Below are 14,518 nucleotides of genomic sequence, written 5' to 3'. Positions count from 1 at the left end.
CGGGAAACCACCGGCACGGGCTAGACCGCCGCCAGCGCGACATCCTCCCGCGCATTCGCCTCGGCCGCTCCACCCTGCAGGATCATCTGCGCCGCCTTCTCGCCGATCATGATGCACGGCGCATTGGTGTTGCCGCTGACCAGGGTCGGCATGATCGAGGCATCGGCCACGCGCAGGCCCTTCACCCCGCGCACCCGCAGCTGCGGGTCCACCACGCTCATGGCGTCCACGCCCATCTTGCAGGTGCCCACCGGGTGGAACACCGTGGCCGCGTGCTCGCGCACATAGGCCAGCAACTGCTCGTCGCTCTGCACCTCGGCGCCGGGCAGCATCTCCTGGCCACGCAGGCCGTCGAAGGCGGAGCCGGCGAGGATGCGCCGCGCCAGGCGGATGCCCTCCACCAGCACCCGGGCGTCCTCTGGGTCGGCGAGGAAGTTGTAGTCGATCTCGATCGCCCCCCGCGCCTTCACCCGCAGCTCGCCGATGCTGCCGGGGCGCAGCACGCAGGTGTGCACCGCGTAGCCATGGCCCCACTCGAACAGGCGCCCGCGATGGCTGCGGTAGCCCGGCACGAAGTGGAACTGCACATCCGGCAGCGCGCCGGCCAGGGGCGTGCGGGCGAAACCGCCGGCCTCCACGTAGTTGGTGGTCAGCCAGCCCTTCCGCTGCGCCAGGTACTTGAAGGGTGACAGCAGCACGCTGGGCAGCGAGCCCCAGGAGAAGCCCAGGGTCAGCGGGCTCGGCGAGCGCACGGTGACCAGGCCGTCGAGGTGGTCCTGCAGGTTCTTGCCGACGCCGGGCAGGTCGTGACGCACCTCGATGCCGGCCGCCTCCAGCTCCGCCCGGGGGCCGATGCCGGACGCCAGGAGCACCTGCGGCGAGCCGATGGCGCCGGCGGCGAGTATCACCTCGCGCGTGCACTCCAGGCGCAGTTCCGCGCCGTCACGTTCGATCGATACGCCCTTGGCGGCACCGTCCTCCAGCAGCAGCGACAGCACCTTGCAGCCGGTCAGCACCTGCAGGTTCGGCCGCTGGCGCACCGGCGCGACGAAGGCGCGGTAGCTGGACAGCCGCCGCGCGTCCTTCTGCGTCAGGTTGTAGATGCCCACGCCTTCCAGCTGGCCGCCGTTGAAGTCGTCGTTGCGTTTCAGGCCGATGGCCTCGGCGGCCTTGATGAACAGGTGCGACAGCGGGTTGGGGTCGCGGGCGCGGTCCACCGCGAGCTCGCCCCGGGTGCCGTGGTAGGCCAGGTCCTGGCCCAGGCGGTTGCCCTCGGACTGCCTGAACAGCGGCAGCACTTCGCGCCAGCTCCAGCCGTCGCAGCCGAGTTCGGCCCAGCGGTCGTAGTCGGAGGCGTCGCCCCGGATGTAGATCATCGAGTTCATCGAGCTGGAGCCGCCCAGCGCCTTGCCCCGTGGGCAGTGCAGCTGGCGGCCGTTGAGGCGTGGCTGGGGCGCGGAGAAGAAGTTCCAGCTGAAGCGCCGGCTCTTGTACAGGGTGATGGTGCCGGCCGGCGTCTGCACGCGCGGGCTGGCGTCGCTGCCGCCGGCCTCGATCAGGCAGACGCGCACGCCGGGGTCGGCGCTGAGGCGGTTGGCCAGGACGCAGCCGGCCGATCCGGCGCCGACCACCAGGTAGTCGTAACGCTGGGGGGATGGAGTCGAAGCGGGCATGGGGCCCTCCTTGCAATGGTGCCGGGGCGGGCGCGCCGCCCCCGGGCGGTCAGTGCATCTCGTCGAGGTCGTCGTGGAGCAGGCCGAGGATCTCGCGCTTCATCTCGATGAAGGTGCGGTCCATCACCATGTCCAGCTCGCGCGGGCGGGGGATGGGCACGTCGAGCTCGCGCTTGATGTGGCCGGGGCGGGCGCCCATGACGTAGATGCGGTCGCCCAGCAGGATGGCCTCGTCGATGTCGTGGGTGACGAACACCACGGTCTTCTTGCTGTGCTCCCACACCCGCAGCAACAGCTTCTGCATCTGCATGCGGGTCTGGCTGTCGAGGGCGCCGAAGGGCTCGTCCATCAGCAGGATCTGCGGGTCGTTGGCCAGCGCGCGGGCGATGGCCACGCGCTGCATCATGCCGCCGGAAAGCTGCTTGGGGTAATGCCCGGCGAAGCTCGCCAGGCCCACCTCGGCCAGGTAGAAATCGACGATCTCCTGGCGCTCGCCCCTGGGCATGCCCTTGCGCTTGAGGCCGAACTCGATGTTCTCGCGCACGTTGAGCCAGGGGAACAGGGTGTAGCCCTGGAACACCATGCCGCGATCGGCACCCGGCCCCTCGACGCGCTTGCCGCCGACATGGATCGCCCCCGACGTGGGTTCGGCCAGGCCGGCGGTGAGGTACAGCAGGCTCGACTTGCCGCAGCCGGAGGGGCCCACGAGTACGGCGAACTGCTGGTCCGGCACGCTCAGGGAGACGTTCTCCAGCGCGGCGAAGGTCGTGCCGCCCGGGCTCTGGTAGCGCAGGCAGACGTTCTCCACCCGCAGGCGTTCAGTGGGGGTTGCGGCCGCAGCGGGGGCGGCCATGGCTTGATCGTGCATGGCTGCTACTGCGCCCATGAGGCCACCTTCAGTCGGAGGAGTCGGAACAGTTGATCGGTCACCAGCCCGAGCAGGCCGATGATGGCGATGGCGAGGAAGATCACGTCCACCTGGAAGCCGCGCATGGCCTTCAGGCTGATGTAGCCCAGGCCGCTGCTGGCGGCCACCAGCTCGGCCACCACCAGGTAGGTCCAGGCCCAGCCCATGGTCACCCGCAGGGTGTCCAGCACCCCGGGCAGGGAAGCCGGGCCGAGCACGTGGAGCACTACGTCGCGGCGGCTCGAACCCAGGGTGTAGGAGGCGTTGATCAGGTCCCGCGAGACACCCTTGGAAACGTCCGCGATCATCACCAGCTGCTGGAAGAACACGCCGAAGATGATCACCGTCACCCGTTGCTCCAGGCCGATGCCGATCCACAGGATGAACAGCGGCACGAAGGAGGTCACCGGCAGGTAGCGGACGAAGTTCACCAGCGGTTCGAGGAAGGCCTGGACGATGCGGAAGCTGCCCATCAGCAGCCCCAGCGGCACCGCCACCAGGGACGACACCGCGAAGCCGATGAGCACCACCTCGACACTCGCCAGCACGTGCTTGCCGAGGGTGCCGTCGCCGGCCAGCCGCGCGGCCGCCTCCAGCACCGCGCCCGGGGTGGGCAGGAACATCGCCGGCACCACGCCGCCGTAGGAAAGCCCGGCCCAGAGGCCGAGCACCAGCAGCCAGCCAAGGCTGCCCGCTGCGAGTATCAGCTTCGCCGGCAGCTCGACCTTGGGGGTCAGGCAGCGGTTCAGCCAGGAGTGTCGAGAGGCCATGGTCTTCCCCTTACTGGCTGATGAAGCGGGTGTCGACGAGGTCGTCGTAGCTGACCTCGTAGCGCTTGCCCTGCAGGGCGCTCCAGGTCTCGTTGGCCAGGCGGATCACGCCCTTGATGTCGCCGGGCTTGCCGGGTACGCCGAGCAGCTTCTCGCTCATGGCCTGGTCGTAGAAGCGCACGCCCTTGGCCGCGTTGGCCAGCTCCACCGGGTCGGCCAGGTAGCCGCCGACGCCCTTGGCCATGATCTCGTGGGCCTTCTCGGGGTTGTCCCGGGTGAACTGCACCGCCTTGTACAGGCCCTTGACCAGCGCCTTCACGTCCTCGGGCTGCTTGTCGATCACATCGCAGGACAGCGCCACCACGTCGACGATCACACCGGGGGTCTTGCTGCTGTCGATGAGCACCTTGCCTTCGCCCTTCTGGCGCACCAGCGACAGGTGCGGCTCCCAGGTCACGGCGGCGGGCACGCGCCCGGCGATGAAGGCGGTGGCAGCGTCGTCGGCCGTCATGTTCTGGATGTCCAGGTCGGCCATGGTCATGCCGTTGTGCTTGAGCAGGTAGGACAGCCAGAACTGCGAGACCGAGCCCTCGTTCACCGCCACCGACTGGCCCTTGAGGTCCTTCAGGCTGGAGACCTCCTTGCCCACCAGCACGCCGTCGCCGCCGTAGCTCTCGTCCAGCGCGGCGACCGCCTTGAAGCAGAAGTCACTGGAGCGGTACTTGAGGATCTCGTCGATGGTCGAGGCCGAGCCGGAGAGCTTCCCGGAAGCCTGGGCGGCCATGTACATCGAGGCTTCCTCGATGGTGGTCAGCTCGACATCCAGGCCCTGCTCCTTGAAGTAGCCCAGGTCGCGGGCCAGGTACAGCGTGCCGTAGCCGACCCAGGTGGTGTGGCCGATGGACAGGGTGCCCGCCTGCGCGCCGGCGGCGGAGAACGCCAGCGCGGTGCAGGTCAGGGGAAGGGTGAAGCGACGAAGCAAGGACTGGATCATTGGAACACTCCCGCATTAGTTGTTGGAATTGCTGGGCAGTACCGGCCAGGGGCCAAATTCGTTCCGCGCCCCGGCCTGCGTGGGCCTGGGGTCCTGTTCTGCTGCGGCCCCTTCCATGGGCCATGGGTCGTTGGGTGCGTCTGATGCGGCGCATCGCCGTGGAGCGGGACCGGGTCATCGCGGCGCCGGCCCCTCTTGGCCGCCACCTGCGCGCTGTTCTCCGCTTCGTAGGGTGGGCTTCAGCCCACCGTTTCCTCCTGCACCGTGGCCTGGAGGCGGCCCCGGTTTATCTAGCCGTTGGGAAGGACGGGGCACGGCTGTGGCCCCGTCGCGGGTCAATGCATCGCTGGTGGGCTGAAGCCCACCCTACGGTGCTGAAGCGGAGCGCCGCCCGGCCCACCCTACGGTGCCGTCATTCCCGCGAACGCGGGAACCCACTAGGCAGCGGGCAAAGCCCCCGCTTCGATCTCCTGGGCCGTGCGTTCCACCGCGCGGCGGGTCTTGTCCACCAGCTCATCCAGCTCGGCACGGGTGGCCACCAGGGCGGGCGCCATGATCATCCGGCCCAGGGTGGAGCGGATGATCACGCCCTCCTCGAAACCGAGGGTGCGGCAGCGCCAGGCGATGTCGTTCTCGTTGTCGAAGCGCTTGCGCGTGGCCTTGTCCTCGACGAACTGCAGCGCCGCCACCAGGCCGGTGCCCTGCACCTCGCCGATCAGCGGGTGATCGGCGAAGACCTCGCGCAGGCACTGCTGCAGGTAGGGGCCGGTGTCGTTCTTCACCTGGGCGACCACGCCCTCGTCGCGCAGCGCCTTGAGGTTGGCGATGGCCACGGCGGCGGCCACCGGGTGCCCGGAGTAGGTCAGGCCGTGGGCGAACACGCCGCCCTGTTCCACCAGCACCTCGGCGATGCGCTTGCCCAGCACCAGGCCGCCCATGGGCACGTAGCCGGAGGTCAGGCCCTTGGCGATGGACAGGGTGTCGGGCTGGAAGCCGAAGTGCTGGTGGGCGAACCATTCGCCGGTGCGGCCGAAGCCACCGATCACCTCGTCCGCGCACAGCAGCACGTCGTACTGGCGGCAGATGCGCTGGATCTCCGGCCAGTAGCTCTCCGGCGGGAAGATCATCCCGCCCGCGCCCTGGAAGGGCTCGGCGATGAAGCCGGCGACGTTCTCGGCACCCAGTTCGAGGATCTTCTCCTCCAGCTGGCGGGCGCAGCGCAGGCCGAACTCGGCCGGCGTCAGGTCGCCGCCCTGGGCGAACCAGTAGGGCTCGTCGATGTGGGCGACATCGGGGATCAGCCCGCCCATCTCGTGCATGAACTTCATCCCGCCCAGGGCGGTGGCCGCCAGGGTGGAGCCGTGGTAGCCGTTCCAGCGGCCGATCATCACCTTCTTCTGCGGCTGGCCGAGGATCTGCCAGTAGCGGCGCACGGTGCGGATCAGCACCTCGTTGGCCTCGGAGCCGGAGTTGGTGTAGATCGCGTGGCTGTAGTGGCCGGGCAGCAGGCTGAAGAGCAGCTCGGAGAGCTCCACCACCGCCGGGTGGGTGGTGTGGAAGAACATGTTGTAGTACGGCAGCTGCTCCAGCTGGCGGGCGGCGGCGGCGGCCAGGTCCTTGCGGCCGTAGCCCAGGTTGGTGCACCACAGGCCGGACATGCCGTCGAGGTAGCGCTTGCCGTCGTTGTCCCACAGGTACAGGCCCTCGCCCCGGGTGATCACGCGCGGGCCCTCGGCATTCAGCGCCTTCTGGTCGAGGAAGGCATGGATGTGGTGCGCGGCATCGGCTGCCTGGTAGTCCTCGGTACTGCGCTGCGGGGTGATGGGAGCGTTCATGGTCTTCTCCTGCTCGTCAAAGCGGTTCGGGGGAAAGGGCGGCGCGGGTGATCGGCGCCGGCTCGGAAGGGGTCAGTGGCTCGGGCACGAACAGCGGCTTGCGCATCACCAGCCTGATCCAGGCCACGGCGATCACCGAGATCAGGCCGAGCACCACGCCGGCGGTGCCGAAGATCTTCGCGGTCATCTCCGGGGTCGGCGAGACGTGGTAGATGGCAAAGAGCATGCCGGCGATGCCGAGTACCTGGGGCCAGGGGTAGAAGGGCGAACGGAACGGCCGGGCCAGCTGCGGGTAGCGGCGGCGCAGGGCGATCACATCGATGTGCACGATGATGTAGGCCAGCAGCCAGGCCAGCGCGGCGGCCAGCAGCAACAGGCTGATGGAGTCCGGGTCCTGGCCCAGCAGCAGGATCGGCAGGCCGGTGATGGCGGCGATGAACAGCACCGCCACCCAGGGCGTGCGGGTGCGCTGGCTGAGGCGCTTGAACTGCGGGAAGGCCTGGCCGTTCTGGGCCATGCCGTAGAGCATGCGCGGCAGGGCGGCGAGGGAGGAGTTGACCGTGCTGCAGGTGGCGGTCACCGCGGCGGCCACCAGGAACAGCTTGCCGGCCTCGCCGAATACCGTGGTGGCGAAGAGGAAGTGTGGCAGCGGGTCGGCGGCCAGTTGTTCGCGGGGGATGCACAGCAGCGCGCCGAGGCAGTAGAGGACGATGATGCCGAAGATCAGGGTCAGGCCGATGATCATCGAACGCGGGATATTGCGTTCCGGGCGGCGCGTCTCCTCCACCAGGGGGCAGACGAACTCGGCGCCGACGAAGCCCCAGATGGCCATGGCCGCCAGGGTCAGCGCGCCGGCTTGCAGCGGGTTCCAGCCTTGGTCCAGGGGCGTGGCCAGGGTGGCCATGTCGCTGCTCACGGCGCCCAGGCCGAGGGCCAGCAGGGTCACCACCATCACCAGGGCGAGGGCGCTCTGCAGGCGGGCGAAGACGTCGATGCCCAGCAGGTTGAAGGCGGTGAACAGGGCCAGCACGCCATAGGCCACCAGCATGGGCGGCAGCGCGCCGGGGTAGACCTTGCCGATGATCAGGTCCAGGAGCAGCAGCTCGGCGGAGAGCGCGAACATCGCCACCACCATGTAGCCGGAGAAGGTGGCGAGGATGGCCGGGAAGTGGCCGATGGCGACTTCGGTGTAGCTGCACAGGCTGCCGGCGCGGGGGATCATCAGCGCCAGCTCGGAAAACGACAGGGCATAGGTCAGCGCCAGCAGGTAGGCGATGCCCAGGGGAATCATGAAGCCCAGCCCGGCCAGGCCGGCGCCCTGCAGCATCAGCACCATCACACCCTGTGACACCACCAGGCCGACGGCGACCGCCACCAGCGGGCCCAGCCCGAGAACGCGGCGCAGGCCGCCCGATGGCCCCGTGGCAGGGATGGAAACACTCGCACTCATGACGCTCTCCCGATCTTCTTGTTATCCGCCTGCGGCTCAGGGGCCGCCGGCTGGTGTGACGGGTGCACCCGTCGTTCGGCCCCGCCCGCGCAGGGTTTGCCCGGCGCGGACGGCGCCATGGCTCAGCGCGCCGCCCAGGCGTTGAAGCGTTCCTCCAGCTCCTCGCCGTGGTTGACCCAGAATTCCGCGTCCACCAGTTGCGCCTCGGCCAGATTCGCCGGCGCGGTGGGCAGTTGCGCCTGGGTGGCCGCCGGCAGCTGCGCCAGGGCGTCCGGGCGCACCGGCCCGTAGGGAATCTGGCTGGAGAACTGCTTCTGGGTCTCCGCCTGGCTGGCGAAGGCGATGAAACGCTCGGCCAGGGCCTTGTTCGGGCTGCCGCGGACGATGGCCCAGTGGTCCGGGTCGTAGAGGTTGCCGTTCCACACGATGGCGAGCTTGGAGCCCTCCTTCTGCGCGGCGGCGATGCGGCCGTTGTAGGCGGCGGACATCACCACGTCGCCGGCCGCCAGCCATTGCGGCGGCTGGGCGCCGGCCTCCCACCACTGGATGTGCGGCTTGATCTGGTCGAGCTTGGCGAAGGCGCGGGTCACGCCTTCCGGGGTCGCCAGCACGCTGTACAGGTCCTCGCGCTTCACCCCGTCGGCCAGCAGCGCCGCTTCCAGGGTGTACTTGGCGCCCTTGCGCAGGCCGCGCTTGCCGGGGAAGCGCTTAAGGTCCCAGAAGTCGGCCCAGGAGGTGGGCGCCGACGCCAGCTTGCCGGCGTTGTAGGCCAGCACCATGGACCACACGTAGCTGGCCACGCCGCACTCGCTGAGGGTGCCGGGCATGAAGCTCGCGGCATCGCCGAGCAGGGCCGGGTCGATGGGCTCGAACAGGCCTTCCTCGCAACCGCGCAGCAGTTCGGGGCTCTCCACTTCCACCACGTCCCAGCTGACCTGGCCGATGTCGACCATGGCCTTCACCTTCGACAGCTCGCCGTTGTATTCGCCGGCCACCACCTGGGCCGCGCCGCTCCGCTCGAAGGGGCGGAAATAGGCCGCGTCCTGGGCGGCCTTGGTGGCGCCACCGAAGGAGATCACGGTGAGCTTCGCGGGCTGGGCCTGGGCGATGCCGAGGGTGGTGAGCAGGGCGAGCCCGAAGGCCGTGGACAGGGTGGGACGCAAGGATCTGGACATGAGAACTCCCTCACTACTTTTTCAGTCGTGTTCAGTTGTCGAGGCAGTTGTGGCCCTGGGGCCGGGGCTCCGCGCGTGCACGGGCGCGGATGCTTTTCTTGTCATGGCGGCCGCACGGCGAGGCGCGGCCGGGTCGTCGTCGCGACCTCAGCGCAGCTGGAACCAGGTGGTCTTCAGCTGGCTGTACTTGTCGAAGGAATGCAGCGAGAGGTCGCGCCCGAAGCCCGATTGCCGGCCACCGCCGAAGGGCACGGTGACGTCCAGCGCGTCCACGGTGTTCACCGACACGGTGCCCGCCTTGAGCGCGCGGGCGACGCGGTGGGCGCGGTGCAGGTCGTCGCTCCACAGCGAGGCGGCCAGGCCGTAGACGCTGTCGTTGGCGAGGCGGATGGCTTCCTCCTCGGTGTCGAAGGCGCTGATGGCCAGCACCGGGCCGAAGACCTCCTCGCGGGCCAGGGTCATGTCGCCGCGCACATCGGCGAAGACGGTGGGCTCGACGAAGTTGCTCGAGCCGTTGAAGGTCAGGCGCCGGCCACCGGCCAGCAGGCGTGCGCCCTCGCCCTGGGCGCCTTCGATGAAGCCCATGACGCGGCCGGTCTGCGCGGCGTCGACGATGGCGCCGGCGCGGCTGGCGGGATCCAGCGGGTCGCCGGGCATCCAGTCGCGGGCCTTGGCCAGCAGGCGCTCGATGAATTCGTCCTGGATGGAGCGCTGCACGTAGAGGCGCGAGTTGGCCGAGCACACCTCGCCCTGGTTGAAGAAGATGCCGAAGGCGGCCTTCTCGGCGGCCAGATCGAGGTCGCGGCAATCCTCGAACACCAGGTTCGGGCTCTTGCCGCCGCACTCCAGCCACACCTGCTTGAGGTTGGACTGGGCCGAATAGCCCATGAAGTACTTGCCCACCTGGGTGGAACCGGTGAACACCAGGCAGTCCACGTCCGGGTGCAGGCCGAGTGCCTTGCCGGCGCTTTCGCCCAGGCCCGGCACCACGTTGAGCACGCCCTCGGGGATGCCGGCCTCCAGGGCCAGCTCGCCCAGGCGCAGGGCGGAGAAGGGCGACTGCTCGGCGGGCTTGAGCACCACGCTGTTGCCGGCGGCCAGGGCCGGGGCCAGCTTCCAGGCGGCCATGTCGAGGGGGAAGTTCCAGGGCACCACGGCGGCGACCACGCCCAGCGCTTCGCGGGTGATGGTGGCCAGGCTGCCGGGGGCGGTGGGCGCCACCTGGTCGTAGAGCTTGTCCAGCGCCTCGCCGTACCAGGCGAAGACGTTGGCGGCGCCGGGCACATCGATGTTGTAGGCATCCATCACCGGCTTGCCCATGTCGAGGGAGTCCAGCAGGGCCAGCTCCTCGCGGTGGGCCAGCATCAGCTCGGCGAGGCGCAGCAGCACCTTCTTGCGCTCCACCGGCGCCATGCGTGCCCAGGGGCCCTGGTCGAAGGCGCGGCGCGCGCTGCGCACGGCGAGGTCCACCTCGGCCTCGCCGCAGGCGGCGACGCGGGCCAGCAACTGGTTGGTGGCGGGGTTGATGGAATCGAAGGTGGCGCCGGATGCGGCACTGACCTGGCGGCCGCCGATGAGGGCCTTGTCGATGAATGCCTGCCGAGCAGCTCGCTGCTGCCAAAAGCCGAGATCGAACACGCTGCACTCCCACTCGACCGTCTTCGCGGTCTGGTTGTTATTCGTGACTGGGACTGATGGTGCGACAGAGTTCGGCTTAGGAAAATTATTAAAAATATGCTCGGTGGATAAGAAAAAGCTCGGTAGCGGAAGCACGCGCGCAGCGCCCTCCCGCCCTTGGCTCCAGCCTGGGGCGGCGGGCCTGCAGGGTGCGCCATCGGGGTGCGAAAACACCGGAAAAAAGGGGGCCTGGAGGGGCGTTGGCGGCTGCTCCAACGATATTCGCCCGGCGCATCATCACGTGGTGCGCATGGGCTTTCGTAGGGTGGGTTGAGCGGAGCGAAACCCACGCGGTGGAGGTGGGCAACTCACTCGCCCGCCGCCCGGCCCACCCTACGGTCGCTGGCGGTCAGCCCGGGTTCTCCAGGTAGTCGGCCAGGCGCAGGAGCATGGCGTCGCAGGCGTGGAGCTGTTCGAGGCTGATGAATTCGTCGGGCTTGTGCCCCTGGTCCATGCTGCCGGGGCCGCAGACCACGGTGGGGATGCCGGCCTGGTCGAACAGCCCGCCCTCGGTGCCGAAGGCGACGGTGCCGAAGGCGCTGGAGCCGGCGATCCGCGCCAGCAGCCGCGCGGCGTCGCTGTCGGGTGGGGTGGCGAGGCCGGGGTAGGCGCTCAGGGGCTGCAGCTGGATGCCGGTGTCGGCCTGCACCGCCTGCATCTGCGGCAGCAGCTCGCCTTCGGCGTAGCGCTGCAGCTCGTCCGCCACCTGCTGGGCATCGAAGCCGGGCAGGGCGCGCACCTCGAAGTCGAACTCGCATTCCGCCGGGACGATGTTCAGCGCCCGGCCGCCCTTGATCAGCCCGGTCTGCACCGTGGAGAAGGGCGGGTCGAAGCGCGGGTCGTGGTGTTCGATGCGGGCCAGCCGGGTGCCGATATCGCCCAGCTTGCCGATCAGCCGCGCGGCGTACTCGATGGCATTGACGCCATGGGGGGCGTAGGCGGAATGGCAGGCGGCGCCGCGCACCTGGCAGCGCATGGCCAGCTTGCCCTTGTGGCCGAGCACCGGCTTGAGTTCGGTGGGCTCGCCGATCAGGCACAACAGCGGCTTGTGCGGGCGCTTCTCCAGCTCGGCGAGCATGCTGCGCACGCCGAGGCAGCCGACCTCCTCGTCATAGGAGAAGGCCAGGTGCACCGGCAGCTTCAACGGGCGTTCGAGCAAGCGCGGCACCGCCGCCAGCACCGAGGCGATGAAGCCCTTCATGTCGGCGGCGCCGCGCCCGTACAGGCGGCCGTCGCGCTCGCTGAGGCGGAACGGTTCCACCGTCCAGGCCTGGCCGTCCACCGGCACCACGTCGGTGTGTCCGGACAGCACCACGCCGCCCCGGTCGCGGGGACCGAGGGTGGCGAAGAGGTTGGCCTTGGTGCCTTCGGGGTTGTGGAACAGCTCGCTGTCCACGCCGAAGCCCGCGAGGTAGTCGCGGATGAAGGCGATCAGCTCCAGGTTGGAATCCCGGCTGACGGTGGCGAAGCCGATCAGCCGCTCCAGCAGGTCGCGGCTGCTCGCCTCACTCATCGCCGGGCACCCCGTAGCTGGGCGCTGCGGTGGGGTCCAGGGCGCGGGTGATGTAGTCCTGCATCTGCGGGCGGTAGGCCTGCCAGAGGCCGTCGAGGCGGCCGATGGGGTCCTCGTCGGCCCAGTCCACGCGCAGGTCGACGATGGGCCAGGTGAGGTCGTCCACCACCTTCAGCGCCGCCGAATGCACCGGGCCGGCCTCGCCACCGGCGGCCATCGCTGCGTGCATGGCCGCCAGCAGGCGTTCGGGCAGCAGCCCCGGCGCGTTTTCGAAGGCCTGCACCATGGCGTCGATCACGGCGGTGCCCGAGAGCAGGTTGCCGGCCGCCACGCACTGCTCGCCGGCCACGGCGTTGTGCAGGCCGAGGGCCTCCTTGCCGCTGAACAGCGCGGTGCGGCCCTGGCCGTCGATCACCGTCACCTGGCGGTACTGGCTCCAGCCGTTGGCGTGCAGCGCCCGGTCCAGGGCGGCGGCGGGTTCCAGGTGCTGGTGCTCCAGCAGGTCGAGGATCTGCGGGCCCAGGGCCGGCAGGGTGACGTTCTGGGTGGCCACCGCGCCGACACCGGCGCGCAGCCAGGGGCAGCGGGCGCCGACGGCGATGCTGGAGGAGCTGATGGCGATGCCCAGCTGCCCGGTTTCCGCGCAGCGGCCGATGATCGAGAAAGTCATTGTTCGCTCCTCAGCCCTTGGGCTGCCAGTCGTCCGGGATCACCGCGATCACGTCGATCTCCATCAGCCACTGGGGCTGGCCCAGGGCCGAGACCACCAGGCCGGTGGAGATGGGGAACACGCCCTTGAGCCACTTGCCCACTTCCTGGTAGACCGGTTCGCGGTAGCGCGGGTCGACCAGGTAGGTGGTGGTCTTGACGATGTGCGAGAGGTCGCTGCCGGCTTCCTCCAGCAGCTGCTTGAGGTTCTTCATGGCCTGCTCGGTCTGCGCGCGCGGGTCGCCCAGGCCCACCAGATTGCCGTCGAAGTCGGTACCGACCTGGCCGCGCACGTACACGGTATTGCCGGCGCGCACGGCCTGGCAGAGGTCGTTGTCCAGGGACTGGTTGGGGTAGGTGTCCTTGGTGTTGAACATGCGGATGCGGGTATGGGTAGGCATCAACTTACTCCCATGATGCTGGCTTTCTGGGCGGGCGAATCGGCCTGCGGGGCCCTGGGGCTGCCGTTCAGGCCGCCTTCCTGCTGGCGCTGCGAGGCGTCGCGGTAGGCGAGGTACTTGCGTTGGGTGGCGATGTGGTCGGCGATGTGCCTGGCGTCGTGCCATACGCCCCAGATGAAGGTGGAGCCACGGCGTGACAGCCAGGGCAGCCCGACGAAATACACGCCCGGTTCGCTGGAGACGCCGCGCTGGTGCTTCGGCTTGCCCTGGTCGTCGAAGGCGTTCACCTGCAGCCAGCTGAAGTCCACGGAGTAGCCGGTGGCCCAGATGATCGAGGTGACACCGGCGGCGGCCAGGTCCAGCTCGAGCAGCGGGTGGGTGATGCATTCCGGGTCCGGCCGCTTGCGGCGCGCCTCGGGCTCCTCCGGCAGGTCGAGGCCGTTGCGGGCGATGTAGGCGTCGGCGGCGTCCAGCAGCGACAGGTAGTTCTCGTCGCCCCGGGCGATGTTCCCGGCCAGGTCGTCATTGAATTTCGCCACGCCGTTCTCGAAGGATTTCGTCAGCCCCACCAGGGTGATGCCCTGGCTGGCCAGGTCGCGGAAGTCCACGGTGTGGCCGCCACGGGCGCCGCTGACGGCGATGGTGACGTGCTCGCGGCCCGGTTGTGCGGCTTCCGCGTCCCACAGGCCGAGTACGCCCAGCCACCAGCAGAAGTCGCGGTTGCGGTAGCTGCGCGGCGGGCGGTCATGGGCGCCCACCGACAGGTAGACCTTGCGCCCGGCCCGCATCAGTTCGTCGGCGATCTGTACGCCGGAGGAGCCGCCCCCGACCACCAGCACGGCGCCTGCGGGCAATTGCTGCGGGTTGTAGTAGGCGGCGGAGTGGAGCTGGTGGATGCTGCCTTGCGCCGGGGCGATGGCGGGGATCACCGGGCGCTGGAAGGGGCCGGTGGCGGAGACCACGCGGTTGGCCTGGATCACGCCGATGGAGGTCTCGACGGTGAAGCCTGGGCGATCGGGGTTGCGCACCACCTTCTTCACCTCGACGCCGGTGCGGATCGGCGCGTTGATCTGCCGGGCGTAGGCGACGAAGTAGTCCGCCACCTGCTCCTTGCCGGGGAACTCATCCGGGCCGACGTCGAATTCCATGCCCGGGAAGCGGTCGTGCCAGGCCGGGCCGTTGGCCACCAGCGAATCCCAGCGCCCGCTGCGCCAGGCTTCGGCGATGCGGCTGCGCTCCAGCACCAGGTGCGGCACGCCGAGCTTGCCCAGGTGTTCGCTCATGGCCACGCCGGCCTGTCCCGCGCCAACGACGAGCGTATCGATTTCTATGGTTTCAACGGTCATGTGTCTGTCCTTCTGCAAGGCGATTCGCGGTTGTCGGGCGGTGCTGCGGGGCGGGACGGGGGCGAGGCG

12 protein-coding genes are annotated in these 14,518 nt (G+C 69.4%); all 12 read right to left on the bottom strand.

Going from position 1 to position 14,518, the window contains the following annotated elements; translation table 11 throughout:
* Positions 1 to 20: 20 nt before the first annotated feature.
* The 12 genes from DMX10_RS25295 to DMX10_RS25240 all read right to left on the bottom strand — a co-directional run bounded on the left by DMX10_RS25295 (position 21) and on the right by DMX10_RS25240 (position 14,449).
* Positions 21 to 1,673 (bottom strand): GMC family oxidoreductase, encoded by a 1,653-nt coding sequence (locus DMX10_RS25295; protein WP_111263686.1) that lies wholly within the window; start codon positions 1,671 to 1,673, stop codon positions 21 to 23.
* A 49-nt stretch (positions 1,674 to 1,722) separates the two neighbouring features.
* On the bottom strand, positions 1,723 to 2,559 hold the full coding sequence (locus DMX10_RS25290; protein WP_111263685.1) for an ABC transporter ATP-binding protein: 837 nt from the start codon (positions 2,557 to 2,559) through the stop codon (positions 1,723 to 1,725).
* Complete coding sequence (locus DMX10_RS25285; protein WP_111263684.1) at positions 2,547 to 3,350, bottom strand: ABC transporter permease; 804 nt, start codon at positions 3,348 to 3,350, stop codon at positions 2,547 to 2,549. The genes DMX10_RS25290 and DMX10_RS25285 overlap by 13 nt, the downstream gene beginning before the upstream one ends.
* A gap of 10 nt (positions 3,351 to 3,360) precedes the next feature.
* Positions 3,361 to 4,344, bottom strand: coding sequence for an ABC transporter substrate-binding protein (locus tag DMX10_RS25280; protein ID WP_111263683.1), 984 nt, complete (start codon positions 4,342 to 4,344; stop codon positions 3,361 to 3,363).
* A gap of 437 nt (positions 4,345 to 4,781) precedes the next feature.
* Positions 4,782 to 6,179 (bottom strand): aspartate aminotransferase family protein, encoded by a 1,398-nt coding sequence (locus tag DMX10_RS25275; protein ID WP_111263682.1) that lies wholly within the window; start codon positions 6,177 to 6,179, stop codon positions 4,782 to 4,784.
* 16 nt (positions 6,180 to 6,195) lie between these two features.
* Positions 6,196 to 7,629 carry an APC family permease gene (locus DMX10_RS25270; protein ID WP_111263681.1) on the bottom strand — a complete coding sequence of 478 codons (1,434 nt, stop codon included), beginning with the start codon at positions 7,627 to 7,629 and terminating at the stop codon, positions 6,196 to 6,198.
* A gap of 122 nt (positions 7,630 to 7,751) precedes the next feature.
* Positions 7,752 to 8,804 (bottom strand): ABC transporter substrate-binding protein, encoded by a 1,053-nt coding sequence (locus DMX10_RS25265; RefSeq protein ID WP_111263680.1) that lies wholly within the window; start codon positions 8,802 to 8,804, stop codon positions 7,752 to 7,754.
* A gap of 147 nt (positions 8,805 to 8,951) precedes the next feature.
* Positions 8,952 to 10,442 (bottom strand): aldehyde dehydrogenase, encoded by a 1,491-nt coding sequence (locus tag DMX10_RS25260; RefSeq protein WP_111263679.1) that lies wholly within the window; start codon positions 10,440 to 10,442, stop codon positions 8,952 to 8,954.
* A gap of 388 nt (positions 10,443 to 10,830) precedes the next feature.
* Positions 10,831 to 11,994, bottom strand: coding sequence for an acetylornithine deacetylase (gene argE / locus DMX10_RS25255; protein ID WP_111263678.1), 1,164 nt, complete (start codon positions 11,992 to 11,994; stop codon positions 10,831 to 10,833).
* Positions 11,987 to 12,664, bottom strand: a complete 678-nt coding sequence (locus DMX10_RS25250; protein WP_111263677.1) for a DUF1028 domain-containing protein — start codon at positions 12,662 to 12,664, stop codon at positions 11,987 to 11,989. The genes argE and DMX10_RS25250 overlap by 8 nt, the downstream gene beginning before the upstream one ends.
* A gap of 10 nt (positions 12,665 to 12,674) precedes the next feature.
* Positions 12,675 to 13,103: a RidA family protein gene (locus DMX10_RS25245; protein ID WP_111263676.1), complete on the bottom strand. Its 429-nt coding sequence runs from the start codon at positions 13,101 to 13,103 to the stop codon at positions 12,675 to 12,677.
* Positions 13,103 to 14,449 (bottom strand): NAD(P)/FAD-dependent oxidoreductase, encoded by a 1,347-nt coding sequence (locus tag DMX10_RS25240; RefSeq protein ID WP_111263675.1) that lies wholly within the window; start codon positions 14,447 to 14,449, stop codon positions 13,103 to 13,105. Before DMX10_RS25240 ends, DMX10_RS25245 begins: the two co-directional genes overlap by 1 nt.
* Positions 14,450 to 14,518 lie beyond the last annotated feature (69 nt).

Source organism: Pseudomonas sp. 57B-090624 (assembly GCF_003234055.1).
GTDB classification, from domain to species: Bacteria; Pseudomonadota; Gammaproteobacteria; order Pseudomonadales; family Pseudomonadaceae; genus Metapseudomonas; species Metapseudomonas tohonis.
The sequence above is the reverse complement of the archived record's forward strand: the minus strand, read 5'-3'. Positions and strand labels throughout refer to the sequence as shown.